This is a genomic window from Xanthomonas sp. F1, assembly GCF_014199855.1.
Genome location: NZ_JACHOK010000001.1, coordinates 259,894 through 283,303, shown reverse-complemented (window position 1 = coordinate 283,303; position 23,410 = coordinate 259,894). Strand labels below are relative to the sequence as shown.

Annotated in this window: 17 protein-coding genes; 7 read left to right on the top strand and 10 right to left on the bottom strand. The window is 70.8% G+C overall.

Translation table 11 applies throughout. From position 1 onward, the window contains the following. Positions 1-11: 11 nt before the first annotated feature. Positions 12-515, top strand: coding sequence for a GNAT family N-acetyltransferase (locus GGR71_RS01225; protein ID WP_160957206.1), 504 nt, complete (start codon positions 12-14; stop codon positions 513-515). 170 nt (positions 516-685) lie between these two features. Next, the gene (locus tag GGR71_RS01220; protein ID WP_160957137.1) at positions 686-2,299 is read left to right on the top strand and encodes an ABC-F family ATP-binding cassette domain-containing protein; all 1,614 of its coding nucleotides are present in this window, start codon (positions 686-688) and stop codon (positions 2,297-2,299) included. Positions 2,300-2,476: 177 nt separating this feature from the next. On the opposite strand, the gene GGR71_RS01215 is transcribed toward GGR71_RS01220, so the two are convergent. Next, positions 2,477-3,307, bottom strand: a complete 831-nt coding sequence (locus GGR71_RS01215; protein WP_160957136.1) for an oxidoreductase — start codon at positions 3,305-3,307, stop codon at positions 2,477-2,479. A gap of 90 nt (positions 3,308-3,397) precedes the next feature. Here GGR71_RS01215 and GGR71_RS01210 point away from each other — a divergent pair, with 90 nt between their 5' ends. From GGR71_RS01210 to rlmKL, 3 genes are all read left to right on the top strand, one after another. Next, positions 3,398-4,327, top strand: a complete 930-nt coding sequence (locus GGR71_RS01210) for an AraC family transcriptional regulator (RefSeq protein ID WP_053069786.1) — start codon at positions 3,398-3,400, stop codon at positions 4,325-4,327. A 109-nt stretch (positions 4,328-4,436) separates the two neighbouring features. Beyond that, positions 4,437-5,204 carry a hypothetical protein gene (locus GGR71_RS01205; protein ID WP_160957135.1) on the top strand — a complete coding sequence of 256 codons (768 nt, stop codon included), beginning with the start codon at positions 4,437-4,439 and terminating at the stop codon, positions 5,202-5,204. 233 nt (positions 5,205-5,437) lie between these two features. Next, positions 5,438-7,612 (top strand): bifunctional 23S rRNA (guanine(2069)-N(7))-methyltransferase RlmK/23S rRNA (guanine(2445)-N(2))-methyltransferase RlmL, encoded by a 2,175-nt coding sequence (gene rlmKL / locus GGR71_RS01200; RefSeq protein ID WP_184451582.1) that lies wholly within the window; start codon positions 5,438-5,440, stop codon positions 7,610-7,612. A gap of 226 nt (positions 7,613-7,838) precedes the next feature. On the opposite strand, the gene GGR71_RS01195 is transcribed toward rlmKL, so the two are convergent. From GGR71_RS01195 to GGR71_RS01160, 8 genes are all read right to left on the bottom strand, one after another. Beyond that, positions 7,839-8,882 (bottom strand): response regulator, encoded by a 1,044-nt coding sequence (locus GGR71_RS01195; RefSeq protein WP_160957133.1) that lies wholly within the window; start codon positions 8,880-8,882, stop codon positions 7,839-7,841. A 22-nt stretch (positions 8,883-8,904) separates the two neighbouring features. Next, a complete protein-coding gene (locus GGR71_RS01190) occupies positions 8,905-12,981 on the bottom strand; it encodes a CHASE domain-containing hybrid sensor histidine kinase/response regulator (RefSeq protein WP_160957132.1) in 4,077 nt (1,358 codons plus the stop codon). Positions 12,982-13,285: 304 nt separating this feature from the next. Beyond that, a complete protein-coding gene (locus GGR71_RS01185) occupies positions 13,286-14,587 on the bottom strand; it encodes a DUF445 domain-containing protein (RefSeq protein ID WP_456362564.1) in 1,302 nt (433 codons plus the stop codon). Between the two features lie 88 nt (positions 14,588-14,675). Beyond that, positions 14,676-15,518 (bottom strand): ParB N-terminal domain-containing protein, encoded by an 843-nt coding sequence (locus GGR71_RS01180; RefSeq protein ID WP_160957131.1) that lies wholly within the window; start codon positions 15,516-15,518, stop codon positions 14,676-14,678. 165 nt (positions 15,519-15,683) lie between these two features. Continuing rightward, on the bottom strand, positions 15,684-15,998 hold the full coding sequence (locus GGR71_RS01175) for an EthD family reductase (protein ID WP_160957130.1): 315 nt from the start codon (positions 15,996-15,998) through the stop codon (positions 15,684-15,686). A 213-nt stretch (positions 15,999-16,211) separates the two neighbouring features. Further along, complete coding sequence (locus GGR71_RS01170; RefSeq protein WP_160957129.1) at positions 16,212-17,717, bottom strand: CoA-acylating methylmalonate-semialdehyde dehydrogenase; 1,506 nt, start codon at positions 17,715-17,717, stop codon at positions 16,212-16,214. A 38-nt stretch (positions 17,718-17,755) separates the two neighbouring features. Further along, the gene (gene ald / locus GGR71_RS01165; RefSeq protein WP_160957128.1) at positions 17,756-18,868 is read right to left on the bottom strand and encodes an alanine dehydrogenase; all 1,113 of its coding nucleotides are present in this window, start codon (positions 18,866-18,868) and stop codon (positions 17,756-17,758) included. 67 nt (positions 18,869-18,935) lie between these two features. After that, positions 18,936-20,324: an aminotransferase class III-fold pyridoxal phosphate-dependent enzyme gene (locus GGR71_RS01160; RefSeq protein ID WP_456362563.1), complete on the bottom strand. Its 1,389-nt coding sequence runs from the start codon at positions 20,322-20,324 to the stop codon at positions 18,936-18,938. A 187-nt stretch (positions 20,325-20,511) separates the two neighbouring features. On the opposite strand from GGR71_RS01160, the gene GGR71_RS01155 reads away from it, so the two are divergent. Together GGR71_RS01155 and GGR71_RS01150 are read left to right on the top strand one after the other, a co-directional pair. Then, a complete protein-coding gene (locus tag GGR71_RS01155) occupies positions 20,512-21,060 on the top strand; it encodes a cupin domain-containing protein (RefSeq protein WP_160957126.1) in 549 nt (182 codons plus the stop codon). A 70-nt stretch (positions 21,061-21,130) separates the two neighbouring features. Next, the gene (locus GGR71_RS01150; RefSeq protein WP_160957125.1) at positions 21,131-22,633 is read left to right on the top strand and encodes an aldehyde dehydrogenase; all 1,503 of its coding nucleotides are present in this window, start codon (positions 21,131-21,133) and stop codon (positions 22,631-22,633) included. 195 nt (positions 22,634-22,828) lie between these two features. On the opposite strand, the gene GGR71_RS01145 is transcribed toward GGR71_RS01150, so the two are convergent. Continuing rightward, the gene (locus GGR71_RS01145) at positions 22,829-23,311 is read right to left on the bottom strand and encodes a DUF1203 domain-containing protein (protein WP_160957124.1); all 483 of its coding nucleotides are present in this window, start codon (positions 23,309-23,311) and stop codon (positions 22,829-22,831) included. Positions 23,312-23,410 lie beyond the last annotated feature (99 nt).

Sequence of the window (23,410 nt, the reverse complement as noted above, 5' to 3'; positions counted from 1 at the left end):
CCGGCGACGACATGCTGCTGCGCGCCGAGCGGCCAGCCGACGCGGCGGCGATCGAGGCGCTGACCCTGGTCGCCTTCTTCCGCGTCGCAGACAGCCGCCACGATGAGCAGGCCATCATCGAACGGCTGCGCGCGGACGGCGCGCTGACCCTGTCGCTGGTGATCGAGCACGACGGTTACGTCGTCGGCCACGTCGCGGTGTCGCCAGTGAGCCTGTCCGACGGCAGTCGCGGCTGGTACGGCCTGGGGCCGCTGTCGGTGGGGCCGGGCCACCAACGCCAGGGCCTGGGCACGCGGCTGGTGCGCGAGGCGCTGGCGCGGTTGCAGGCGCTGGGCGCGGCCGGCTGCGTGGTGCTGGGCGACCCGGCGTACTACGCGCGTTTCGGGTTTCGCCCAGAACCCGGACTGACCCTGCCGGGCGTGCCGGCGGAATACTTCCAGGCGCTGGCCTTTGGCGAGCGCCTGCCGCCGATGGCCGAGGTGGAATACCACGCGGCGTTCCTGTCCGCGGCCTGAGCCAGCACGGCGCACCGTGGCCCGTCGCGGCCAGGGTGCGCTAGCATCGTCCCGCGTCCCACCCATCGAGGAACTCCGCCGATGCGCCATTGATGCCGCCGTCTTCGCGACGGCCTTCGTCCTTCCTGCCGATCTCTCGGCGGGCACGACCGGCATCCATGGAGGTTCCCATGACGCATCCGCTGCTTGCGCTGGACAGCGCGACCCATGTTCTGCCTGACGGCAGGATCCTGTTTTCCGATCTGCACTTCGCGCTCGATGCGCGGCGCACCGGCCTGGTCGGCCGCAACGGCGTCGGCAAGAGCGTGTTCGCGCGCCTGCTCGCCGGCGAACTGACGCCCAGCGCCGGACGCTGCGTGCGCCACGGCCGCCTGCATTACGTGCCGCAGCAGATCGCGCCGGCGCCGCACGCCACGGTCGCCGACCTGGCCGGCGTGGGCGCGGCGTTGCGGGCGTTGGCACGGATCGAGGCCGGTAGTGCCGACGTGGCGGATTTCGATGCGCTCGGCGAGCGTTGGGACATCGCCCAGCGCCTGCAGGCGCAGTTGCACGCGCACGGCCTGGGCGCGCTGGAGCCGCAACGCTTGGCCAGCACGCTCAGTGGCGGCGAAGCGATGCGTGTGGCGTTGATCGGCGCCTGGCTGGCCGATGCCGACGTGTTGATCCTGGACGAGCCGACCCTGCACCTGGACGCGGCGCAGCGGCAGCGCCTGCGCGAGGCGCTGCAGCGCTGGCCGGGCGGCCTGCTGGTGATCAGCCACGATGCGCTGCTGCTGCAGGACATGCAGCGCACGCTGGAACTGTCGCCTGGCGGGCTGCGCGACTACGGCGGCGACTACGCGTTCTACCTGCAGTGCCGGGCACGCGAGCGCGACGCCGCGCAGGCCGAACTGGCGCAGCACAAGCTCCAGCACGCGCGCGACGGCGCCGCCTGGCAGGCGCAGCACGATCGACAGCAGCGCCGCAGCGCGCGCGGCCGACAGCAGGCCAGCACGGCCAACCAGGCACCGATCCTGCTCGGCCGGCAGAAGCAGCGCAGCCAGGACAGCGCCGGCAAGCGCCTGCGCGACCACCAGGCCACGCAGGCGCGCAGCCTGGCGCGGATCGCCGAGGCCGCGCGCCAGGTGCAGCCCGAGGCGCCGGTGGCGCTGTTCGCGCCGCCGCCGACCGATGCGGCCAGCCGCCGCCTGGTCGAGCTGCAGGCGCTGCGACTGCCGTTCGCGCCGGCGACGCGGCAGCCGCTGGATCTGGTGGTGCAGGGCGGCGCAAGGATCGGCGTGGTCGGGGCCAACGGCAGCGGCAAGTCGACCCTGCTGCGCGCGCTGGCCGGGCAGGTGCCGGCGCTGTCCGGCACCTGCCGGGTGCACGCCGCCAGCGCCTACCTGGATCAGTCGTTGACGTCGCTGGACCCGGCCGCCACCGCGCTGGCGCAGGTGCAGGCGGCAGCACCGGGCATCGCGCTCGCCGAGCTGCGCATGCGGCTGGCCTTGCTCGGCCTGGACGCGCCGCGTATCGGCGTGGCCTGCGGCCAGCTCAGTGGTGGCGAACGGCTGAAGACCGCGCTGGCCTGCGCCTTCTACCGCACACCGCCGGCCGAACTGCTGTTGCTGGACGAGCCGGACAATCACCTGGACCGCGAGGCCCGCGACGCGTTGCGCGCGGTGCTGCTGCAGTATCCCGGCGCGCTGCTGGTGGTCTCGCACGATGCGGACTTCCTGGACACGCTGCGCCTGCAGCAGCGTTTGCAGGCCGATGCCGAAGCGTGGCGGCTGACGCCGTGGTGAGTGGCATGCGCTGCCGTCGACGTGTCGGCCGCCGGGCACGGTGCGGCGAGCGGCGAGCGGGGGAGGGCAGCGACAGCAACAGCCCCTCGGCGCGGTGATTTGCGCAGCCTGCCGCCTGCATCGATGCCGTGCTGTTGCCGACGTTGCACGTCGCAGAGCCGGCGCGGCGACTGCCGCTCAGGCATCGGTGGAACGGCTCACCGCCTCCCATGCGGCGATGTCCGCCTTCAGGCAGTCGAGCTTGTCACCCACCAGGGCCAGCGCGTCGCTGCCCAGCAGCAGGTGCGCTGGCGGCGCGGGCGCATCGATCAACGCCAGCATGGCCTGGGCGGCCTTGTCCGGGTCGCCGAGCTGGTGGCCACTCTTGGCCCGGCGGGCGTCGCGGATCGGATCGAACAGCGCGTCGTAGTCGGCGATGCTGCGCGGCGTCCTGACCATCGAACGGCCCGCCCAATCGGTGCGGAACGACCCGGGCGCCACCGCCGTCACGTGGATGCCCAGCGCGGCGACCTCCTGTCCCAGCGCCTCGGAAATGCCCTCCAGTGCGAATTTGCTGCCGCAGTAGTAGGCGATGCCGGGTAGGGTGATGAAGCCGCCCATCGAGGTGATGTTGACGATGTGGCCGCGGCGTCGCTGCCGCATATAGGGCAGGACGGCCTTCATCATCGCCACCGCGCCGACCACGTTGACCTCGAGTTGGCGACGCAGGGCCTCCAGCGGCGATTCCTCCAGGATCCCCTCGTGGCCGTAGCCGGCATTGTTGACCAGCACGTCCAGCGGCCCGACCGTGGCTTCGATCTCGGCGACGATGCCGGGAATGGCGTCGACGTCGGTGACGTCCAGCACGCGGCCGGCCGCCCCGGCGCCCAGCGCCTCGACCTCCTGCCGCGCCTGCGCGCTGCGCACGGTGCCGACGACCCGATGTCCGGCCGCCAGTGCCGCCTGGGCCAGCGCGCGGCCGAAGCCGCTGCTGACGCCGGTAATGAGCAAGGTCTTCTGCTGTGCCATGGCACGCTCCTGATGGGGATGAGCGGCGAATGATGCGATGATCGATGCGCTGCGCCGATGCCGCGATCTCTGCAATCCTTGCCTGTTTCTATGACTGCTGCCGCCAGTTCCGTGGACCTGCTGCGCGCCCTGGCGCCGCAGGAGGGCTACAACCTGACCGCGTTGCCGGATGTGCGGGTGCTGCGTTCGGACCGGCCGCTGACCGAGACGCCAGTGCTGTACGACCCGGGCATCGTCATCGTCTGCCAGGGCGCCAAGCGTGGCCATTTCGGTGAGTCGGTGTTCGTCTACGACGAGCAGCACTATCTGTCCGTCGCCGTCCCGGTGCCCTTCACCATGCAGTCCGACGGCAGCGCGGAGCGGCCGTTGCTGGCGCTGTACCTGCATCTGGACTTCCAGCTCGCGGCGGGGCTGCTGGTCGAGCTCGACCAGGCCGGCCCGGTGCCGCTGGCGCAGGCGCCGGCGAGCATGCTGTCCAGCCCGATGGACGACACCATGCGACAGATCGTGCAGCGCCTGCTGCAGGCGCTGAGCCGCCCGCTGGACGCGGCGATCCTCGGCCGCGCGCTCGTGCGCGAGCTGTACTTCCGCGTGCTGACCGGGCCGCAAGGCCACGGGCTGCGCGCGGCCTTGGCCCAGCAAGGCCACTTCGGCCGCATCGGTCGCGCCCTGCAACGCATCCATCGCGATCATGCCCGGCGGCTCGACGTCGCGCAGCTGGCGCGCGAGGCGGGGATGAGCACTGCGTCGTTCCATGCGCATTTCAAGGCGGTCACTCAGGTCGCGCCGATGCAGTATCTGAAGTCGATCCGCCTGCACCAGGCACGCCTGCTGATGGCACGCGAGGGCATGACCGCCGCGGCCGCCGGTCACGCGGTGGGGTATGAGAGCCCATCGCAGTTCACCCGCGAGTTCAAACGTCTGTTCGGCCGGCCACCGATGGCAGAGGCACGGCGCCTGCGCGCCGATTTCGCGGTGCCGCCGGCCATGCCTGGCGCGGCCTTTGTCGCCTCGCATTGAGGGCGTGTCGCCGGTCCGCGCCATTGGCGGTAGCGCCTGGCGCTGGCCGCGCTGCGCGCAACCGGGCAGGATTCCAGCATCGCCTGATCGACCGATAATCTGGACACCCATGTCACCGCATTTGGACGCGCTGAGGCGCGATATCGAGGCCGCGCTGGCGCTGTGCGACGCGACCCGTTTCTCGCTGCCTGCCGATTTTTTCGAGACGGCTTTCGCGCAGCGCTATCCGCTGCCGAAGGAGGTCGACCGGGATGCCTCGTTCCTGCAGCCGCTGACCGCCACGTTGTGGACGCCGGCGAGTGGGCATTTTCCGTTCCACCTGCCGCTGTGCGAAAGGCTGGTGGCGTTGCCGACCACGTTCAAGCAGATCTTGCAGTGGTTGCATGGCTTCAGCGTGCACGCCGAACGCTTGCTGCAAGCCGCCGACGGCACCACCGCGCCGCTGCAGGCCTTTCCGTTCCTGCAACTGCTGCGGCAATGGCAGGGGTTCCTGCTGCTCAACGGCAGCGTGCTCAAGCAGCACGGCGCGCGTTACGTGCTGGACGATGCGCTGGACGGAGCGGAGCAGGGACTGCCGCAGGACGGGGCGATCGACAGCGCATTCGTGCGTGCGCACTGGCCGCTGACGCCCGCCGGGGCCGAGGGCGACCCGGCCCTGGTGCTGCGCAGCTTGCCGGTCCGCACGCCGTGGGTGTTCGTGTTGCCGCGGCCCTCACGGCTGATGCAGCAGAGCCTGGCCAGCTATGACGCGTTCATGCAGCACCTGGCGCAGCCGTCGCGGCTGCAGCGCCTCGCGCGTGCGAACCATCTGCAGCAATGTTGGGTCGGCCGCGACGGAACGGTCCTGAAGGCACGGGGCAGCGCGGCGACGGATTGAATGCGGACCTTGCGCTGCAGCGGCGCCGGGATGGGGCGGGGCGGTCGCGGCGCTGTGCTATTCTGCGCGGCGTTTCGACGGCGTGCGTTTGCCTTCCGTCGCGCATTCCGCGGCAACCGGCACCGGCGCCGCCGCAGGCGCTGCGCACCGCCCGCAGTCTGCCGTGCGCCATGATGGCCCATGTGGCCGCAGCGCCGTCGCGCCCTTCTCCCGTCCGTTGTGGTCCGAATCCCGTGAAATTCTTCGTCTCCTGCGCCAAGGGCCTGGAATACCTGCTCGTCGATGAACTGCTCGCGCTCGGCGTGGCGCAGGCCACCGCCACTGTCGCCGGGGTCAATGCCGAGGGCACCCTGCAGGACGCGCAGCGCGCGGTGCTGTGGTCGCGCCTGGCCAGCCGCGTGCTGTGGCCGCTGCAGTCCTTCGACTGCGCCGACGAGGCGGCGCTGTACGCAGGCGTCGCGGCGCTGCCATGGCGCAGCCATCTGGCGCCGCAGCACACCCTGGCGGTGGACGCGCATGTGTCCGGCACCGGCATCACCCACGCGCGCTTCGCCGCGCAGCGGGTCAAGGATGCAGTGGTGGACACCCTGCGCGGCGAGGGCCTGGAACGGCCCTCGGTGGATGTGGAGCACCCGGACCTGCGCCTCAATCTGTCACTGCGCAAGGGCCGCGCGACGCTGTCGGTGGATCTGGGCGGCGGCTCGCTGCACCGGCGCGGCTGGCGCCAGGCGCAGAACGAGGCGCCGCTGAAGGAGAACCTGGCCGCGGCGGTGCTGCTGCGTGGGCAGTGGCCGGCGCTGTATGCGCAAGGCGGCGGGCTGCTGGATCCGATGTGCGGCAGCGGCACGCTGCTGATCGAAGGCGCGCTGATGGCCGCCGATGTCGCGCCGGGCCTGCTGCGCGGCGAACTGGCGGCGCAGCAGCGCGGCGACGCCGATGCCGACGCCGCGCCGAGCCGCTGGCTGGGGTTCGACCTGGCGGCCTGGCGCACGCTGCTGGCCGAGGCGCGGCAGCGTGCCCAGACCGGTCGCGCCGCATTGCGGCCGGTGCTGTACGGCAGCGACATCGACCCGCATGCGCTACGCGCGGCGCGCGAGAACGCGCTAGCGGCCGGCGTGGTCGAGGCCATCGCCTTCGCCGTGCACGACGTCGCCGCGTTGCCTGCGCCGGCGCAGGCGTTGGGCACCGTGGTGTGCAACCCGCCCTACGACGAGCGCCTGGTCGCCGACGCGGCGCTGTACCGGCGCCTGGGCGATGCGCTCAAGCGCGCGGTGCCGCAATGGCGCGCCAGCCTGCTGTGCGGCAGCGACGAACTGGCCTATGCCACCGGCCTGCGCGCAGCCAAGAAGTACCAGATGTTCAACGGCGCGCTGGAGTGCCCGTTGATCGTCTGCGACCCGATCGCGGTTGCGCCGCGTGCCGGTGCCATGGAGGAACCGCGGGCACTCAGCGATGGCGCACAGATGGTCGCCAACCGCCTGCGCAAGAACCTGCGCAAGTTCAAGACCTGGCGCACGCGCGAGCGGATCGGCTGCTACCGCGCCTACGATGCCGACCTGCCCGAGTACGCGGCGGCGATCGACGTGTACCAGGAGGACGGCGGCCAGGCGCGTACCTTCCTGCACGTGCAGGAGTATGCGGCGCCGGACAGCATCCCCGACGCGGACGTGCGCCGCCGCCGCAACGAACTGCTGGCCGCCGCGCGCGAGGTGTTCGCGGTGCCGGCCGAACAGGTGGCGCTGAAGACCCGCGAGCGTGGCAAGGGCGGCAGCAAGTACGGTCGTTTCGAGCAGCGCGGCGAGTTCCTGGTGGTGCGCGAGCACGACGCGCTGCTGCGGGTGAACCTGTTCGACTACCTGGATACCGGGCTGTTCCTCGATCACCGCCCGCTGCGCGGCGTGATGGCGCAGCAGGCACGCGGCAAGCGTTTCCTCAATCTGTTCTGCTACACCGGCGTGGCCAGCGTGCAGGCAGCGGTGGCCGGCGCCGATTCCACCACCAGCGTGGACCTGTCCGGCACCTATCTGCAGTGGTGCGCCGACAACCTGGCGTTCAACGGCAAGGGCGGCGCCCAGCACCGGCTGGTGCAGGCCGACGCGCTGAGCTGGCTGGAGGCGGAGAAGAACCGCTATGACGTGATCTTCTGCGACCCGCCGACCTTCTCCAACTCCGCGCGCGCCGAGGATTTCGACATCCAGCGCGAGCACGTGCGGCTGTTGCGCGCGTCGGTGGCGCGGCTGATGCCCGAGGGCGTGCTGTACTTCTCCAACAATTTCCGCCGCTTCAAGCTGGACGAGAACGCGCTGGCCGAGTTCGCGGTGTGCGAGGAGATCAGCGCGCAGACCATCGACGCCGATTTCGAGCGCAACCCGCGCATCCACCGCGCCTGGCGGTTGCAGCGGCGCTGAGCGCGCGGCGCCTCGCCTGTTTTTGTGGGAGCGGCTTCAGCCGCGATGGGCGTTACCGGTAACGCCCGTCGCGGAGCGTAGTGCGCTGTTCCTTCTCCATCCGGGAGAAGGTGCCCCGAAGGGGCGGATGAGGAGACGGGCGAAGCCTCGTGTCCTCAATCTCTGCGAGTCGCTTCGCGCCGTACCCTCACCCCAACCCCTCTCCCGGGGGGGAGAGGGGCTTGTATCAGCTGCCGTGATGCCGCAGCGCGGCCTGCGCCTGGCCGCGTGGCGGCCGGTCGTCCTCGCCCTCGCGTTCGTTCCAATACGCCTGGATCTGCAGGATCTGCGGCAGGATCGCCTCGAACAACTGCACCAGGCGCGGCTCGAACTGGCTGCCGGCCTTGTCGCGGAACAGCGCCATCGCCTGTTCCAGCGGCCACGCGTCCTTGTACGGGCGCGGCGAGGTCAGTGCATCGAACACGTCGGCCAGCGCCACGATGCGCGCCGATTCGGGAATCTGCGTGCCGGAGACGCCGGCCGGGTAGCCGCCGCCGTCCCAGTGCTCGTGGTGGTACAGGGAGACCTCGGCGGCCAGGCGGAACAGCGGGGCGCTGCTGCGGCTGAGGATGTCGTAGCCGATCCGCGGATGCCGCTTCATCACCTGCCACTCGGTGGCATCCAGCGGCCCGGGCTTCTTCAGTACCGCATCGGGGATGCCGATCTTGCCGGTGTCGTGCATCGGCGCGGCCTGCTCCAGCAGGTCGGCGTCCTCGCGCGACCAGCCGGCGGCCAGCGCCAGCGCGCGGGCGTAGGCGGCCATGCGCCAGATGTGGGTGCCGGTATCCGAGTCGCTGTAGTGGCCGGCCATGCCCAGCATCTCGATCGCGTCGCGGTGGCTGTCGGCGAGGCTGGTGGCGCTGACCAGCGACAGGTGGGTGCGCACGCGTGCGCGCAGGATGCTCGGCGAGTACGGCTTGGTGATGTAGTCGACGCCGCCGGCGTCGAACCCGATGCTCTCGTCGGTGTCCTTGTCCTTGCCGGTGACGAAGATGATCGGGATCGTCGCGCTGCGCGGATCTTCCTTGAGGGTGCGGGCGAGGGTGTAGCCGTCGATGTCGGGCAGGTCCACGTCCAGCAGGATCAGCGCCGGGCGGTGCTTGGCCACCCCGCGCAAGGCTTCGGCGCCGTTCTTGGCGAACACCAGCGCGTAGTCCTCGCGCAGCAGCTGCCGGATCAGCGCCAGGTTGCTGGGTTCGTCGTCGACACAGAGAATGCACGGCAGGGTCATGGTGATCTCTCGTTACGCGCGCTCAATCGTGTGCATCGGCCAGCCATCGCCTGACGTTGGCCTCGGCCTCGCGGAAGGAAAAGTTCTCCAGCAACTGCTGCAGCTCGGCCGTTTGCGCCGGCGGCAGGACAGGCGCGAGTTGCCGCAGCGTCTGCTCGATGCGGTCCGGGTCGTCGCTGTCCAGCACCTGCAGCACCTGATACCAGGACGCCTGCAGCGTCGCCGGGTCCACCGCCGTGCCGCTTGTTGCCGCGGGTGTCGTCGGGACCTGCGTGGCGTCGGCGAAGCGCAGCACTTCGGCGGCGGTATCGGCCATCGCCGCGGCCATCGCGGCGATCTCGGCTTGTGCCTGCGTCGGCGCCGTGCTCAACCGTTCTTCGAGGGCGGCGCTGGCGACGCTCAACGCCGGCAATGCCAGCGATCCGGCCGAACCGCGCAACTTGTGCGCCAGGGAGATGGCCTCGGCCAGCCGCTGCGTCTCCAGCAGGGTACGGACGCTCGCCGCTGGATCGGGATACTCCTGCAGCAGCTTCAGCAGATAGCGTCGATACGGATCGCGCTCGCCCCATAGCCGCTGCGCCTGGACGGTATCGAGCAACGCCGGGTCGCTGATCGGCCAGTCGTCTGCCGGCAGCGCGGACGGTGGCGGGGCAAGTGGCAGCAGTGGCAGCGCGGCCAGGTTCGGCGGCAGGAACCGGCGGATGACCGCGATCAGTTCCTCGACCTGGAACGGTTTGGCGATGAAGTCGTTCATGCCGCTGGACAGCGCCAGTTCCTGCTGCTGGCGATAGGCGCCGGCGGTGAGGGCGATCACCGGCACGGCGGCCAGGTCCGGATCGGCGCGCAGTTGCCGGGTGGCTTCGTAGCCGTCCATGGTCGGCATCTGCACGTCCATCAGCACCACGTGGAAGCGGCCGGGATCGCGGCGCAGCCGCTGCAGTGCCTGCGCGCCGTCCTGCGCCAGGTCGACCAGCGCGCCTTCGCCTTCGAGGATGCGCTGCGCGACCTCGCGGTTGATGTCGCTGTCGTCGACCACCAGCAAGCGTGCGCCGGCCAGGCGCGCGACGCCGTCTCCGGGCTGCGGCGCGGGCATCTCGCCGTTGCGGCGCGCCAGCAGCATGCCGATGGTGCGCTGCAGGGCCGAGGCGGTGACCGGCTTGGTCATCACCGCATCCACGTCGGCGACGCCAGGCTGCTGCTCCTGGATCATCCGCCGCTCGTAGGCGGTGACCATGACGATGATCGGCTGCCGGTCCGGTGCCGATTGCGCGCGGATGCGCTGGGCCACGCTCAGCCCGTCCAGGTCCGGCATGCGCCAGTCCAGCAAAATCACGTCGAACTCGGCACGTTCCGGCGCGGCCGCGGCCAGTGCGGCGGTGCCGGTGGACACCGCTTCCACCTGCCAGCCGAAGCCATTGGCGATGTCGGTCAGGCTGCGTCGCACCAGGTCGTGGTCGTCGGCGATCAGCACCCGCCGCGCCTGCGCCGGTTCGGCCTCGGCGGCTGGTGCCGGCGCCACCGCGAACGGAATGACGAAGTAGAAATCGCTGCCCTGGCCGGGTGCGCTCTGCACTTCCAGTTGCCCGCCCATCAGCTCCACCAGGCGACGGCTGATGGTCAGGCCCAGGCCGCTGCCGCCGTAGCGGCGGCTGGTGGAGGTGTCGGCCTGCAGGAACGGCGAGAAGATCAGGCTCTGCTTCTCGCGCGGGATGCCGATGCCGGTGTCGCGCACCGAGAACAGCAGCTTGAGCTTGCCGGGTTCGGCGCCGGGGAAGGCGCGGACCGACAGCGCCACCTCGCCCTGTTCGGTGAACTTGATGGCGTTGCCCACCAGGTTGATCAGCACCTGGTTCAGGCGCAGCGCATCGCCACGCAGCCAGCGGCAGCCCGGCGGCAACGGCTCGACGATCATCTCCACCGGCTTGGCGCTGGTCGCCGAGGTCATCAGCGCGGCGATGTTCTCCAGCAACTCGTTGAGATCGAACGGCGCCGATTCCAGGTCGATGCGCCCGGACTCGATCTTGGAGAAGTCGAGGATGTCGTTGATGATCTCCAGCAGGTTGCGCGCGGACAGCTCGATCTTCTGGATCATGTCCTGCGCCGCCTGCGAAAGGGCGCTGTGCCGCAACAGGTACAGCATGCCCAGGATCGCGTTCATCGGCGTGCGGATCTCGTGGCTCATGTTGGCCAGGAAATCGCTCTTGGACTGGTTGGCGCTCTCGGCCGCGTCGATGGCCAGGCGCAGCTCGCGCTCGCGGCGTTTCTGCTCGGTGAGATCGACGGCGATGCCGAGGTAGCCGATCACCCGGTCGTCGTCGTCGCGCAGCGTGCTCAGGGTGAGCAGCACCGGGAAGGCATGGCCGTCCTTGCTCAGGTAGGTCCACTCGCGGGTGTCGCTGCGCCCCAGCGTGGACAGCGCCGCCACCGACTCGAAGGAGGGCTGCACCGGCATGCCCGATTGCGCGGCCATGCGCTCGGCGCGTGCGCTCAGTTGCTGCGGATCCAGGAACAGGCCGGTGGCCTTGCGTCCGATCAGTTCGTGCGCGGCATAGCCGAGCAGCAGTTCGGCGGCCGGATTGAACAGGGTGATGACGCCGTCCGGGTCGGTGGCGACGATCGCGTAGCCGGCATTGGCCAGGATCGCGCGCTGCAGCGCCGAGTAGGTGACCAGTTCGCTGGTGCGCTCGGCCACCTGTTGCTCCAGCGTGGCGTTGAGTTCCAGCACCCGCGCCTGCGCGCGCACCTGCTCGGTGACGTCGTGCAGCAGGTGCGAATGGCCGATGGTGCCGCCGCCGGTGCCGACGATCGGCGAGACGCTGGCCAGCACGCTGACCGGGTGGCCGTCGCGGTGGCGCAGTTCGCGCACGCCATCGCCGCTGTCGACCGGAGCGCGGATCTGTGCGCCCAGCAGTTGTTGCAGCGGCTGGCCGATCGCCTGCTCCGGGGTGTAGCCGAAGATGCGCATGGCCGCCGGGTTCCAGTGAGTCACCCGGCCTTGCAGGTCCTCGGCGACGATCGCCTCGCTGGTGCCGGCGACCAGCGCGGCCAGTTGGCCCTGCTCGCGCAGGATCAGGTCGCGGCGGCGCAGGCTGGTCAGGAAGACGTAGAGCAGGGCGGAGAGCAACAGGGCGATGCCGGCAGCCAGCGCACCGGCGAACAGCGGTGAGGTCTGGTCGAGCGATCGGACGAAGCCCGGCGTGGCCTGCGCGCTGAGCCGCCATTGGCGGCCATAGACCGACAGGGTGCGCTCGGCGGCGGGGCCGCCGGCCAGCATCGGCGTGGCGTCGTCGCGGTAGAACGGCTGCGTCGGGGTCCGGCTGTCGGCCAGGCTCAGGCGCAGGTCGTTGCTGTGGTCGTCGGAGGAGGCCAGCACCTCGGCGATGTTCAGTGGCGCGTAGGCCCACCCGCTGGTGGCCTGCCAGCGCTGTTCCGCGGTCTGCAGCGGCAGGCCTTCGCGGTAGACCGGCAACAGCAGCAGGAAGCCGCCGTTGCCCAGCCCCGGTGCCTGGACCAGGCGGATCGGCGCGGTAATGATGGGCGCGCCCGAGCGCGCCGCGGCCATCGCCGCCGTCCGCCGCGCCGGCTCGGAGGCGATGTCGAAGCCCTCGGCGGGATTGTTGGAGCGTATCGGCTGGATGTAGACGATGACGAAGCGGTCGCCGGGGTGCGGGGCCACTTCGCCGATCTGCAACGACGGCGCGCCATCGGCGCGCACCTGCTGCAGGAACGCGGCCTCCTCGACGCGTGGCACCCGCTGGATGTAGCCGAAGCCGCGCACCCCGGGGAATTCGCGCGGGTAGTCGCGCGAGGCGCTGTAGCGGGCGAAGCGCGCGCGGGAGATGCGGTCGCCACCGGCCGCGATCACCGCGCCGCGCGCGCCGCGCAGGCCGTGCTCGTACGTGTCCAGGCGTTGCCGCAGATCGCTGGCCACGTGCGAGGCCAGTTGCTGGAAGCGCGCCTGCGCCTGTGCGCGGTTGCGTTCCCGCACGCCGTGCGCGATCAGCAGGGCGGCGAGCAACCCGACGGCCAGCACGGCCAGGGCGGCGAGCCGCGCCAGTCGCGCAGGGCCGGCGACAGGTGTCCGGCGTGTTTTCGACATGCTCCCCCTTCCTTTGGCGAACGCGCGTTCGGCACGCGCATCGGCACTCCCCCGGCCGGTTGCGGAATGGCGTTCACAGTGACGGCGAACGTCCCGCGGGCCGTGCCCCAACGCTAGCGCGGGTGGTGCGGTCGCGCCAGCCCTGCCGGCGAAAGAGCCGAGGCGTGTCTACACCTTGCTGCGTGGATGGCACGGTGTGTCGTAGGCAAGCGGTCCGCGACACGGTGTGTCTGCATCGCATCGCATCGTGCGCCGGCGCCTGGCCGACCGCGCGAGCGGGGCATTGCATCCTCCACAGCCACGCTCAGCCAAGCAGCGTGACGGCAGCGTGCAGCGCCAGCCCGATCAGCCCGCCGACCAGCGTGCCGTTGAAGCGGATGTACTGCAGGTCGCGGCCCACGCTCAGTTCCAGTTGCTCGACCAGATGGCGTTCGTCCCAGCCTTTCACGGTCTGCGCGATGTGCTCGGTGACGCCGCTGCGCAGGCGCTGGGTCAGCCGCTCGGCGCCGCCGAGCAGGTGCTGGTTGAGCGCCTCGCGCAGGGCAGGATCCTGCGCCAGCGACTGGCCGAGCGCGCCGAGGGCGCGCTGCAGGTGCTGCACCAGCGCGCCGTCCTGGCGCGACAGATCCTCGCGCAGCGCGGTATGGATCTGGTCCCACAGGCCCTGCACGTACTCCTGCACGCCGGGGTGGTCGATCAGCCGCTGCTTCAGCGCCTGCACTTTCTCGGCGGTGGCCGGGTCGGCGCGCAGCCGCTGCACGTAGCCGCCGAGCCAGCGCTCGTAGTCCTGGCGCAGCGGGTGCTGCGGCTGCGACAGCACGTCCTGCAGTTCCTCCAGCAGCGCATGCGCCAGGCGCTCGGCGAGGGTGTCGGCGATGCCCTCGACCGGCTTCACCCACTCCACGGTGCCGACCAGCTTGGGCCACTCGCGGCGGGCGTACTTGACGATCATCGCCGAGACCCGCTGCTTGACCGCGGCATCGTCCAGGTGGCGGCCGAGCCGGGTCAGCGCCTCGTCGAGCAGCGCCTGGTGGCGGCCGTCGGCGGTGAGCAGGCCGAGGAGCTCGCCGGCAGTGGCGGCGGCGTCCCAGTCGCGCAGCCGCGCCACCACGAAGCCGTGGATGCGGCGCCGCACCGCGGCTTCGTCCAACAGGTCCAGTGCCTGCAACGCCCAGCCGCGGGCGAGGTCGGCCAGCCGTGCGGACTGCGCCGGTTCGGCCAGCCACTGGCCCAGCCGTGCCGCGGGATCGAAGGCGCTGAGCTTGGCCAGCAGCGCGCCCGGCTCCAGGAACTGATCGCGCACGAACACCGCCAGGCTGTCGGCGATGCGCGCCTTGCCGTGCGGGATGATCGCGGTGTGCGGAATCGGCAGGCCCAACGGATGCCGGAACAGCGCCACGACCGCGAACCAGTCGGCCAGTGCGCCGACCGTGGCCGCTTCGCAGAAGGCACCGACCCAGGCCCACACGCCGTGCAGGCCCATGGCATGGCTGAGCAGGAAACCGCACAGCATGGCCAGCAGCAACAGCACCGCCAGCAGCTTCATGCGCCGCAGTTGCGCGCGGCGCGGATCGGGGGGCAGGGTGAGGTTGGGAGACGCGCTCATGCGGCGAGTCTACGCAGTGCACGGTGAGTGCGGCTGCATGCGGCGGCCCCGGTATCCGGCCGGCGCAGGGCTTGCCTGTGTGCGTGGATCAGTCCGGCAACTGCGCGCGCAGCGCCGCCACTTCCTCGCGCAGCGCCTGGTTCTCGGCTTCGAGGGCGGCCACGCGCTGGCGCAGCGCTGCCGTCGCGTCGCCAGCGGCGTCCGCTGTCGGAGCCGCGTCCTCGGCCTCGGCCGGCGGCGTCTGCTTCGGCTTGCGCTTGGACTCGCGGGCGCGCTTGGCGGCCTGCTTCAGTTCGTCCTTGCCGGCCATGGCCGCGGCACGCTGTTCCTCCTCGGGCAGGCTGGCTACCGCGGCGGCGGCATTGATCGAAATCGTGCCGGACTTGACCGCTTCCACGACCTCGGCGGCGGCCTGCTTCTGGATCTTCTCGATCTGCACCACCTGGCTGTTGCTGAGCCGCGCCACGCGCGCCAGCTCGGCGCGGCTCAGCGGCGCCGGCGCATCGGCCCAGGGCGGCGTATCGGCGTCGCTCGCGGCCTCGGCGGCAGCGACATCCGGGTCGGCGGCGTCGGCCACGGGCGCGTCCGCGGCGGCCGCGCTGGCGCGCCGCTCGGCGAGGATCTCGCGCTTGCGCAGCGCCAGCACGCCGCGCTGGAAATCGGAGACGCTGCGCCGGCCCAGGTGCTGGTCGATCATCCACAGGTGCACGTCCTGCAGCGACTGGAAGCGGGTGTTCTGCACGGTCTGGAACGGCAACCCGTGCTTCTGGCAGATGCCGTAGCGGTTGTGCCCGTCGACCAGGATGTCGCCCCACAGCACCAGCGCATCGCGGCAGCCCTCGGCCAGCAGGCTGCGTTCCAGGGCGGCGTACTCGTCGGCGGTCAGCGGATCGATGTAGGCCTTGAGGTCTTCTTTGACAACGATGTTCATCAACGGGTCGGCACGGTGTGGCGAGTGGGGCGGCATTGTAGAGGGCTGGGATTGGGGATTGGCGGATTCGGGATTCGTAAGAGCGCCAAGCTGCCTGTCCGACACTGCCGCGCGCTGTCCGAATCCCTACTCCCGAATCTCCAATCCCGGCTCGCGTAGCGAGCCTTACCCGACAACCACCTCACTGATCTGCATCACCGGCGTCAGGTCGGTGTAGTTCTTGATGTCGCCGAGGATTTCGTCGGCATGCGGGCCGAAGCCGGCCTGGAAGGCCTCCACCGAGTCGCTGAAGATGTGGCACATGCCGACGTAGGTCGGATCGCTGCCGGGGGTGCCGCCGGACAGGCCCTTGTCCACGGTGTAGCGCAGGCAGGCGGCGCCCATGCGCGCCTGTACCAGCGGCATGTGCGTATCGCGGTAGTAGGCATGGTCGAAACGGGCGCCTGGCGTGTACGGGTACATCACGCTGACCTTGATCATGGAGCGGCTCCTGTGGCGGCGGTGGCCCACGGCCGGACGCCGGGGTGGGGCAAGGCTACACCCGGGCACGACTGCCATTCGAGAATGGGGAATCGGGAATGGAGAATCGAAAAGCGCCGTCTCGTGCACATCAGGCGACGATGCAGCCGCAGCCGATGCTGTTGCCATTCCCCATTCCCCATTCCCCATTCCCCATTCCCCATTCCCACCCCTCTATCGCATCGTCGGCATCGCGAACTCGGCGCCGCCCGCGGCCTCGGGCCAGCGCGCGGTGACGGTCTTGAGCCGGGTGTAGAAGCGCACGCCGTCCGGGCCGTGCACGTGCAGCGGCCCGAACAGCGAGCGCTTCCAGCCGCCGAAGCTGTGGAAGGCCATCGGCACCGGGATCGGCACGTTGATGCCGACCATGCCGGCCTGCACCTGCCGCGCGAAGGCGCGCGCGGCGCCGCCATCGCGGGTGAACACCGCCGCGCCGTTGCCGTAGTCGTGCTCGGCGATCAGGCGCAGTGCGGCGGCGGCGTCGGCCACCCGCACCACGCACAGCACCGGGCCGAAGATCTCCTCGCGGTAGATGCGCATGTCGCTGCGTACGTGATCGAACAGGCTGCCGCCGAGGAAGAAGCCGCCCGGGTGGTCGGACGCCCGTGCCGGGCGGCCGTCGACCACCAGGCGCGCGCCCTCGGCCACGCCGCTGTGGATGTAGCCGAGCACGCGCTCGCGGTGCGCGGCGCTGACCAGCGGGCCCATGTCCGGCTCGTCGCGGCCGGCGTCGGCCTGGCCGGGACCCAGGCGCAGCGCGGCCACGCGCGGCGCCAGTCTGGCCACCAGCGCATCGGCCAGCGCATCGCCCACGCACACCGCCACCGAGATCGCCATGCAGCGTTCCCCGGCCGAGCCGTAGCCGGCGCCGAGCAGGGCGTCGGCGACATCGTCCAGGTCGGCGTCGGGCAGCACCACCAGGTGATTCTTGGCCCCGCCCAGCGCCTGCACGCGCTTGCCCAACGCACTTCCGCGCGCGTACAGGTCGGCGGCCACCGCGGTGGAGCCGACGAAGCTCAGCGCCTGCACCTGCGGGTGCGCCAGCAGCGCGTCCACCGCCGGCTTGGCGCCGTGCACCACGTTGCACACGCCGGCCGGCAGCCCGGCCTCGTGCAGCCATTCGGCCAGCAGCAGCGACGCCGAGGGCGCGTGTTCGGAGGGCTTGAGCACGAAGCTGTTGCCGCAGGCCAGCGCCACCGGCAGCATCCACAGCGGCACCATCGCCGGGAAATTGAACGGGGTGACGCCGGCCACCACGCCCAGCGGCGCGTATTCGCTCCAGGCGTCCACACCGCGGCCGACGTCGTGCGAATGCTCGCCCTTGAGCAGGTGCGGGATGCCGCAGGCGAACTCCACCACCTCCATGCCGCGGACCACTTCGCCGCGCGCATCGGTCACGGTCTTGCCGTGCTCGGCGCTGATGCAGCGGGCCAAGTCGTCGGCATGGCGTTCCAGCAGCTCGCGGAAGCGGAACAGCACCCGCGCGCGCTGCAGCGGCGGCGTTGCCGCCCAGCCGGGGAAGGCGCGGGCGGCCGCCTGCACGGCCAGGTCGACCGTGCCGGCATCGCCCAGTGGCACCTGCCGCGCGGCGTGGCCGCTGGCCGGGTCGAACACGTCGGCGGCGGGGCCGTCGGCCGCGCTGACGCGGCCGTCGATGAAGTGGGGCAGGCGGTCGTGCATGCGCGGCGCTCCTGGCGGTTTGGACCGGTGGAAAGGGCTCAGCCCAGCGCGTCCAGCGGCCGCACGAAGTCCTGGCCCAGCGCCTGCGCCACCGCGCGGTGGGTGAGCTTGCCGGCGTGCACGTTGAGGCCGTTGCGCAGGTCCTGGTCGTCGCGCAGCGCCTGCAGCCCGTGTTCGGCCAGCAGCAGCACGAACGGCAGGGTGGCGTTGGTGAGGGCGAAGGTGGAGGTGCGGGCCACGCCGCCGGGCATGTTGGCCACGCAGTAGTGGACGATGCCGTCGACCTCGTAGGTCGGCTGCTGGTGCGTGGTCGGGTGGCTGGTCTCGAAGCAGCCGCCCTGGTCGATCGCCACGTCCACCAGCACCGAACCGGGCCGCAGCAGCGCCAGTTGCTCGCGCGACACCAGCTTGGGCGCGGCGGCGCCGGGGATCAGCACCGCACCGATCACCAGGTCGGTGTGCGGCAGGCACTGCTCGATCGCATCGCGGGTGGAGTACAGCGTGGTCAGTTGCTGGCCGTAGAGTTCGTCCAGGTACTTGAGCCGCTCCAGCGAGCGGTCCAGCACGGTCACCCGCGCGTGCAGGCCCATCGCCATGCGCGCGGCGTTGATGCCGACCACGCCGCCGCCGATCACCAGCACCTGCGCCGGCTTGACCCCGGGCACGCCGCCGAGCAGCACACCCGAGCCGCCCTGCGCCTTCTCCAGCGCATGCGCGCCGGCTTGGATCGCCATGCGCCCGGCGACCTCGCTCATCGGCGCCAGCAGCGGCAGGCCGCCGTGGCCGTCGGTGACGGTCTCGTAGGCGATGGCGGTGCAGCCGGAGCGCTGCAGCGCCGCGGCCTGCTGCGGATCCGGCGCCAAGTGCAGATAGGTGAACAGCAATTGCCCGGGGCGCAGCAGTGCGCATTCCTCCGGCTGCGGTTCCTTGACCTTGACGATCATCTCGGCCTGCGCGAACACGCTGGCCGCATCCTCGGCGATGCGCGCGCCGGCGCGCTCGTACTCGGCATCGGTCAGGCCGATGGCCTGGCCGCCGCCGCGCTGCACCAGCACCTGGTGGCCATGCAACACCAGTTCGCGGACCCCGGACGGGGTCAGCCCGATCCGGTACTCGTGGTTCTTGATCTCTTTCGGAACGCCGACCAGCATGAGCGGTTCTCCAGGCAGACGCAGCGCGTGGGGAGCGCGGGCGGTGGGTTGGGTGATGAGGGAGGGATCAGGGCGTGCTGCGGATCATGTCCGCCAGCACCGCGAACATGCGCTCGATGTGCGTGGGCTCCACGATCAGCGGCGGCGACAGCGCGATGGTGTCGCCGGTGACGCGGATCAGCAGGTCGCCTTCGTGGAAGCAGCGCTCGAAGATCTCGTAGGCGCGTGCACCGGGCGCGCCCTTGCGCGGCGCCAGTTCGATCGCGCCGATCAGGCCGAAGTTGCGGATGTCGATGACGTGCGGCAGATCGCGCAGCGCGTGGATCGCTTCTTCCCACACCGGGCCCAGCTCGATCGCCTTGTCGAACAACTGTTCCTCGGCATAGGTGTCCAGCGTCGCCAGCGCCGCGGCGCAGGCCAGCGGATGGCCGGAGTAGGTGTAGCCGTGGAACAGGTCGATGGCGTTGGCCGGGCCGTGCGCGAACGCCTCGTGGATGGCGTGGGACACGAACACCGCGCCCATCGGCACACAGCCGTTGGTCAGCCCCTTGGCGGTGGTGATCATGTCCGGGGTCACCCCGAAGCGCTGCGCGGCGAAGGCGTGGCCGACGCGGCCGTAGCCGGTGATGACCTCGTCGAAGATCAGCAGGATGCCGTGCTTGTCGCACAATTCGCGGATGCGCTGCAGGTAACCGTGCGGCGGCAGCACCACCCCGGCCGAGCCGGAGATCGGTTCGATGATCACCGCGGCGATGGTGGACGCATCGTGCAGCGTCACCAGCCGTTCCAGGTCCTCGGCCAGTTCCGCGCCATGCGTCGGCAGGCCACGCGAGAACGCGTTGCGTTCCAGATCGAGCGTGTGCCGCAGGTGGTCCACGCCCGGCAGCAGCGGGCCGAACGCCTTGCGGTTGTTCGGCAGGCCGCCCACCGAGATGCCGCCGAAGCCGACCCCGTGGTAGCCCTTCTCGCGGCCGATGAAGCGGGTGCGCTGGCCCTCGCCGCGGGCGCGGTGGTAGGCCAGTGCGATCTTCAGCGCGGTGTCCACCGACTCGGAACCGGAGTTGGTGTAGAACACGTGGTCCAGTCCCGGCGGCGACAGTTCCACCAGGCGTTCGGCGAGCACGAACGGCAGCGGCGAACCCATCTGGAAGGTCGGCGCGAAATCCAGCGTGGCGACCTGCCGCGCCACCGCCTCGACGATGCGCGGTCGCGCGTGGCCGGCGTTGCAGCACCACAGGCCGGCGGTGCCATCGAGGATCTGGCGCCCGTCCACGCTGCGGTAGTGCATGCCCTCGGCCGAGGCCAGCAGCCGCGGTCGCGCCTTGAACTGGCGGTTGGCGGTGAATGGCATCCAGAACGCATCCAGCGTGTCCGGCTCGCGGGTGGCCTGCGCGGCGTAGTGGTCGGACAGCGCCTGGGACGAGAGGGGCGGCTGAGGGCGCATCGCAGGCTCCACGCGAGGGATGTTGAAAAAACTTTACACCAAGCCGATGCGCCGGGTGTGACTCGGCGTGGCGCAGTTCGCATGAGTGTTACGGGCATTTCCTGGTTGCGCCGCAACACGGGCGCCAGGCGCGAAATTGACCGCCTGGGGCGGGTGTGTAAAGTATCCCGCAACACCGCCACCGGCGTTTCCCACCGCGATGGATATCGGCGCCCGCCTGCACCGGGTTCGCACCGCCCATGGCCTGAGCCAGCGCGAGTTGGCAAAGCGGGTGGGCGTGACCAACAGCACCATCTCGCTGATCGAGCAGAACAAGGTCAGCCCATCGGTGAGTTCGCTGAAGAAAGTGCTGGACGGCATCCCGATCTCGCTGGCCGAGTTCTTCACCCAGGACCTGGACCCGGGCGAGGCCGATGCGCCGTTCTACCGCGCCGACGAACTGCCCGACGTCGGCAGCGACGGCATCCATTACTACCTGGTCGGCCGGCATCGCCCGCAGCGGCAGATGTGCATCCTGCGCGAGGTGATGCCGCCCGGCAGCGACACCGGCAGCGCGATGCTGGTGCACGACGGCGAAGAGGGCGGGGTGGTGGTGGCCGGCGAGGTGGAGATCACTGTCGGCAGCCAGGTGCGGGTGCTGCGCGCGGGCGAGGGCTACTATTTCGAAAGCCGGGTGCCGCACCGGTTCCGCAACATCGGCCGCGAGACCGTGGTGCTGGTCAGCGCCAATACGCCGGCCACGTTCTGAGCCGCATGCGCATGGCGCCGCCGCTGGTTGCCGCGCCGTTCCGATCCTTCCGCCGCAGCAGGAGTTCCCGATGACCGCACCCCGCACCCGCGACGCCTGGCAGGCGATGGCCGACACGCTGCGTCCGCGGACCCAGGCCTTCATCGACGGCCGCTACGTCGACGCCGCCAGCGGCAAGACCTTCGACTGCATCAGCCCGATCGACGGCCGCCTGCTCGGCCGCGTGGCCGAGGGCGAGAGCGAGGACATCGACCGCGCGGTGGCCGCGGCGCGGCGCAGCTTCGAGGCCGGGCACTGGTCGCAGGCCAAGCCGGCGCAGCGCAAGAAGAGCCTGCTGGCGCTGGCCCACCTGGTTGAACGCCATGCCGACGAACTGGCCTTGCTGGAGTCGCTGGACATGGGCAAGCCGGTGCGCGATGCGCGCCGGGTCGATGTGGCGGCGACGGTGCGCTGCCTGTCCTGGACTGCCGAGGCGGTGGACAAGCTGTACGGCGAAGTGGCGCCGACCGGGCAGGACGAACTGGGCCTGATCACCCGCGAGCCGCTGGGCGTGGTCGGCGCGATCGTGCCGTGGAATTTCCCGTTGCTGATGGCGGCGTGGAAGATCGCCCCGGCGTTGGCCGCGGGCAATTCGGTGGTGCTCAAACCCTCGGAAAAATCGCCGCTGAGCGCGCTGCGCCTGGCCGAGCTGGTCACCGAGTCGGGCCTTCCCGACGGCGTGTTCAACGTGGTGCCGGGCTATGGCAAGGGCGCGGGCGAACCGCTGGCGCTGCACATGGACGTGGACGGGCTGGTGTTCACCGGGTCCACCGCGGTCGGTCGGCGCCTGCTGCAGTGCGCCGGGCTGTCGAACATGAAACGCGCGTATATGGAGTGCGGTGGCAAGAGTCCGAACCTGGTGTTCGCCGATGCGCCGGACCTGGAGCAGGCGGCGCAGGCGGCGGCCGCGGCGATCTTCTACAACCAGGGCGAGGTCTGCACTGCGGCCTCGCGTCTGCTGGTGGAGCGCTCGATCAAGGACAACTTTGTCGACCGCGTGGTCGCCGCCGGCCGCGCGCTGCAGCCGCGGCATCCGTTCGACGACGACGCGGCGATGGGCGCGCTGGTCGACGAGACCCAGACCCACCGCGTGCTCGACTATATCGCCCGCGGCAACGCCGAAGGCGCGCGCCTGCTGCTCGGCGGCAAGCGCGTGGAGGTGGTGCCCGGCGGCTGCTACGTGGAGCCCACCATCTTCGACGAGGTCGGCCACGAGCACACCATCGCCCGCGAGGAGATCTTCGGCCCGGTGCTGTCGGTGATCGCCTTCGACGACGAGGCGCACGCCCTGCGCATGGCCAACGACAGCGACTACGGCCTGGCGGCGGGCGTGTGGACCCGCGACATCGGCCGCGCGCACCGCGTGGCGCGCAAGCTGCGCGCCGGCAGCGTGTGGGTGAACTACTGGGACGGCGGCGACATGACCGCCCCGTTCGGCGGCTACAAGCAATCGGGCAACGGCCGTGACAAGTCGCTGCACGCCTTCGACAAGTACACGGAGATGAAGGCGACCTGGATCAATCTGGGTGAGTAGCGGGGATTGGGGAGTCGGGATTGGGGATTGGTGAAGCGCTTGGCCGCGCCTGGCATGCCGTAGGAGCGGCTTCAGCCGCGACAGGCTTTCCCGGGAAGGCCCGTCGCGGCTGAAGCCGCTCCTACGACGGCAACGGCGGTGTTCCAGATCGCGGTGCAGCCAATCATCCCCAATCCCGACTCCCCAATCCCGGCTTCACCCCACTCCCGGCTCCCTCTCCACCCGGCACGCAAAACAGCCCTGCCGCGCATGATGCAGATGCAGATAACGCACCTGCGGGTCGGCGAAGGCGCAGGCGATCGCGGTGGCGATGCGCTCGCCCGGCTGCACGTCGGCGGTGATCAGCATGTCGCCGGCGTCGTAGCCGCGCAGCGAGATCAGGCGGCGCACGATGGCATCGGGCACCTCGCCCGGTGCCGGTGCGGCGGTGGCGACGTGGCGGCGCACGTAGATCGGTCCGGCGGCGCGGTAGGGCGTCTGCGCGGGCTGGTGCAGGTAGTGCAGCAACAGCAGTTCCTCGCCGGGCTGCGCGTCCTCCAGGCTGATCCGGCACGGATAGCCGAGCGCGCTGTCGGCGCGCAGACGCCGCGCGTGACGCGCCTGCAACTGCGCGTCGTCGAGATCGAACAACGGCACGAATGGCGCGGCCGGCAGGCCGACACAACGGAAGCTGGACATGGGCGCTCCGGGAACGGATGGAGCGTGCAGGGTGCCGGTCGCTGCGATCCGGCGCTGGCCGCATTCGGACGTGGCATTGGCTGGGCACCGCGACTGGCG

Bases quoted from the DNA above. Each gene is read 5' to 3' on its own strand.
- GGR71_RS01155 (WP_160957126.1), top strand. From the start codon at position 20,512: ATGGATATCGGCGCCCGCCTGCACCGGGTTCGCACCGCCCATGGCCTG.
- GGR71_RS01175 (WP_160957130.1), bottom strand. From the start codon at position 15,998: ATGATCAAGGTCAGCGTGATGTACCCGTACACGCCAGGCGCCCGTTTC.
- GGR71_RS01225 (WP_160957206.1), top strand. From the start codon at position 12: ATGCTGCTGCGCGCCGAGCGGCCAGCCGACGCGGCGGCGATCGAGGCG.
- GGR71_RS01205 (WP_160957135.1), top strand. From the start codon at position 4,437: ATGTCACCGCATTTGGACGCGCTGAGGCGCGATATCGAGGCCGCGCTG.
- GGR71_RS01170 (WP_160957129.1), bottom strand. From the start codon at position 17,717: ATGCACGACCGCCTGCCCCACTTCATCGACGGCCGCGTCAGCGCGGCC.
- GGR71_RS01185 (WP_456362564.1), bottom strand. From the start codon at position 14,587: ATGAGCGCGTCTCCCAACCTCACCCTGCCCCCCGATCCGCGCCGCGCG.
- GGR71_RS01145 (WP_160957124.1), bottom strand. From the start codon at position 23,311: ATGTCCAGCTTCCGTTGTGTCGGCCTGCCGGCCGCGCCATTCGTGCCG.
- GGR71_RS01195 (WP_160957133.1), bottom strand. From the start codon at position 8,882: ATGACCCTGCCGTGCATTCTCTGTGTCGACGACGAACCCAGCAACCTG.
- GGR71_RS01210 (WP_053069786.1), top strand. From the start codon at position 3,398: ATGACTGCTGCCGCCAGTTCCGTGGACCTGCTGCGCGCCCTGGCGCCG.
- GGR71_RS01180 (WP_160957131.1), bottom strand. From the start codon at position 15,518: ATGAACATCGTTGTCAAAGAAGACCTCAAGGCCTACATCGATCCGCTG.
- GGR71_RS01150 (WP_160957125.1), top strand. From the start codon at position 21,131: ATGACCGCACCCCGCACCCGCGACGCCTGGCAGGCGATGGCCGACACG.
- GGR71_RS01220 (WP_160957137.1), top strand. From the start codon at position 686: ATGACGCATCCGCTGCTTGCGCTGGACAGCGCGACCCATGTTCTGCCT.
- GGR71_RS01190 (WP_160957132.1), bottom strand. From the start codon at position 12,981: ATGTCGAAAACACGCCGGACACCTGTCGCCGGCCCTGCGCGACTGGCG.
- GGR71_RS01215 (WP_160957136.1), bottom strand. From the start codon at position 3,307: ATGGCACAGCAGAAGACCTTGCTCATTACCGGCGTCAGCAGCGGCTTC.
- ald (WP_160957128.1), bottom strand. From the start codon at position 18,868: ATGCTGGTCGGCGTTCCGAAAGAGATCAAGAACCACGAGTACCGGATC.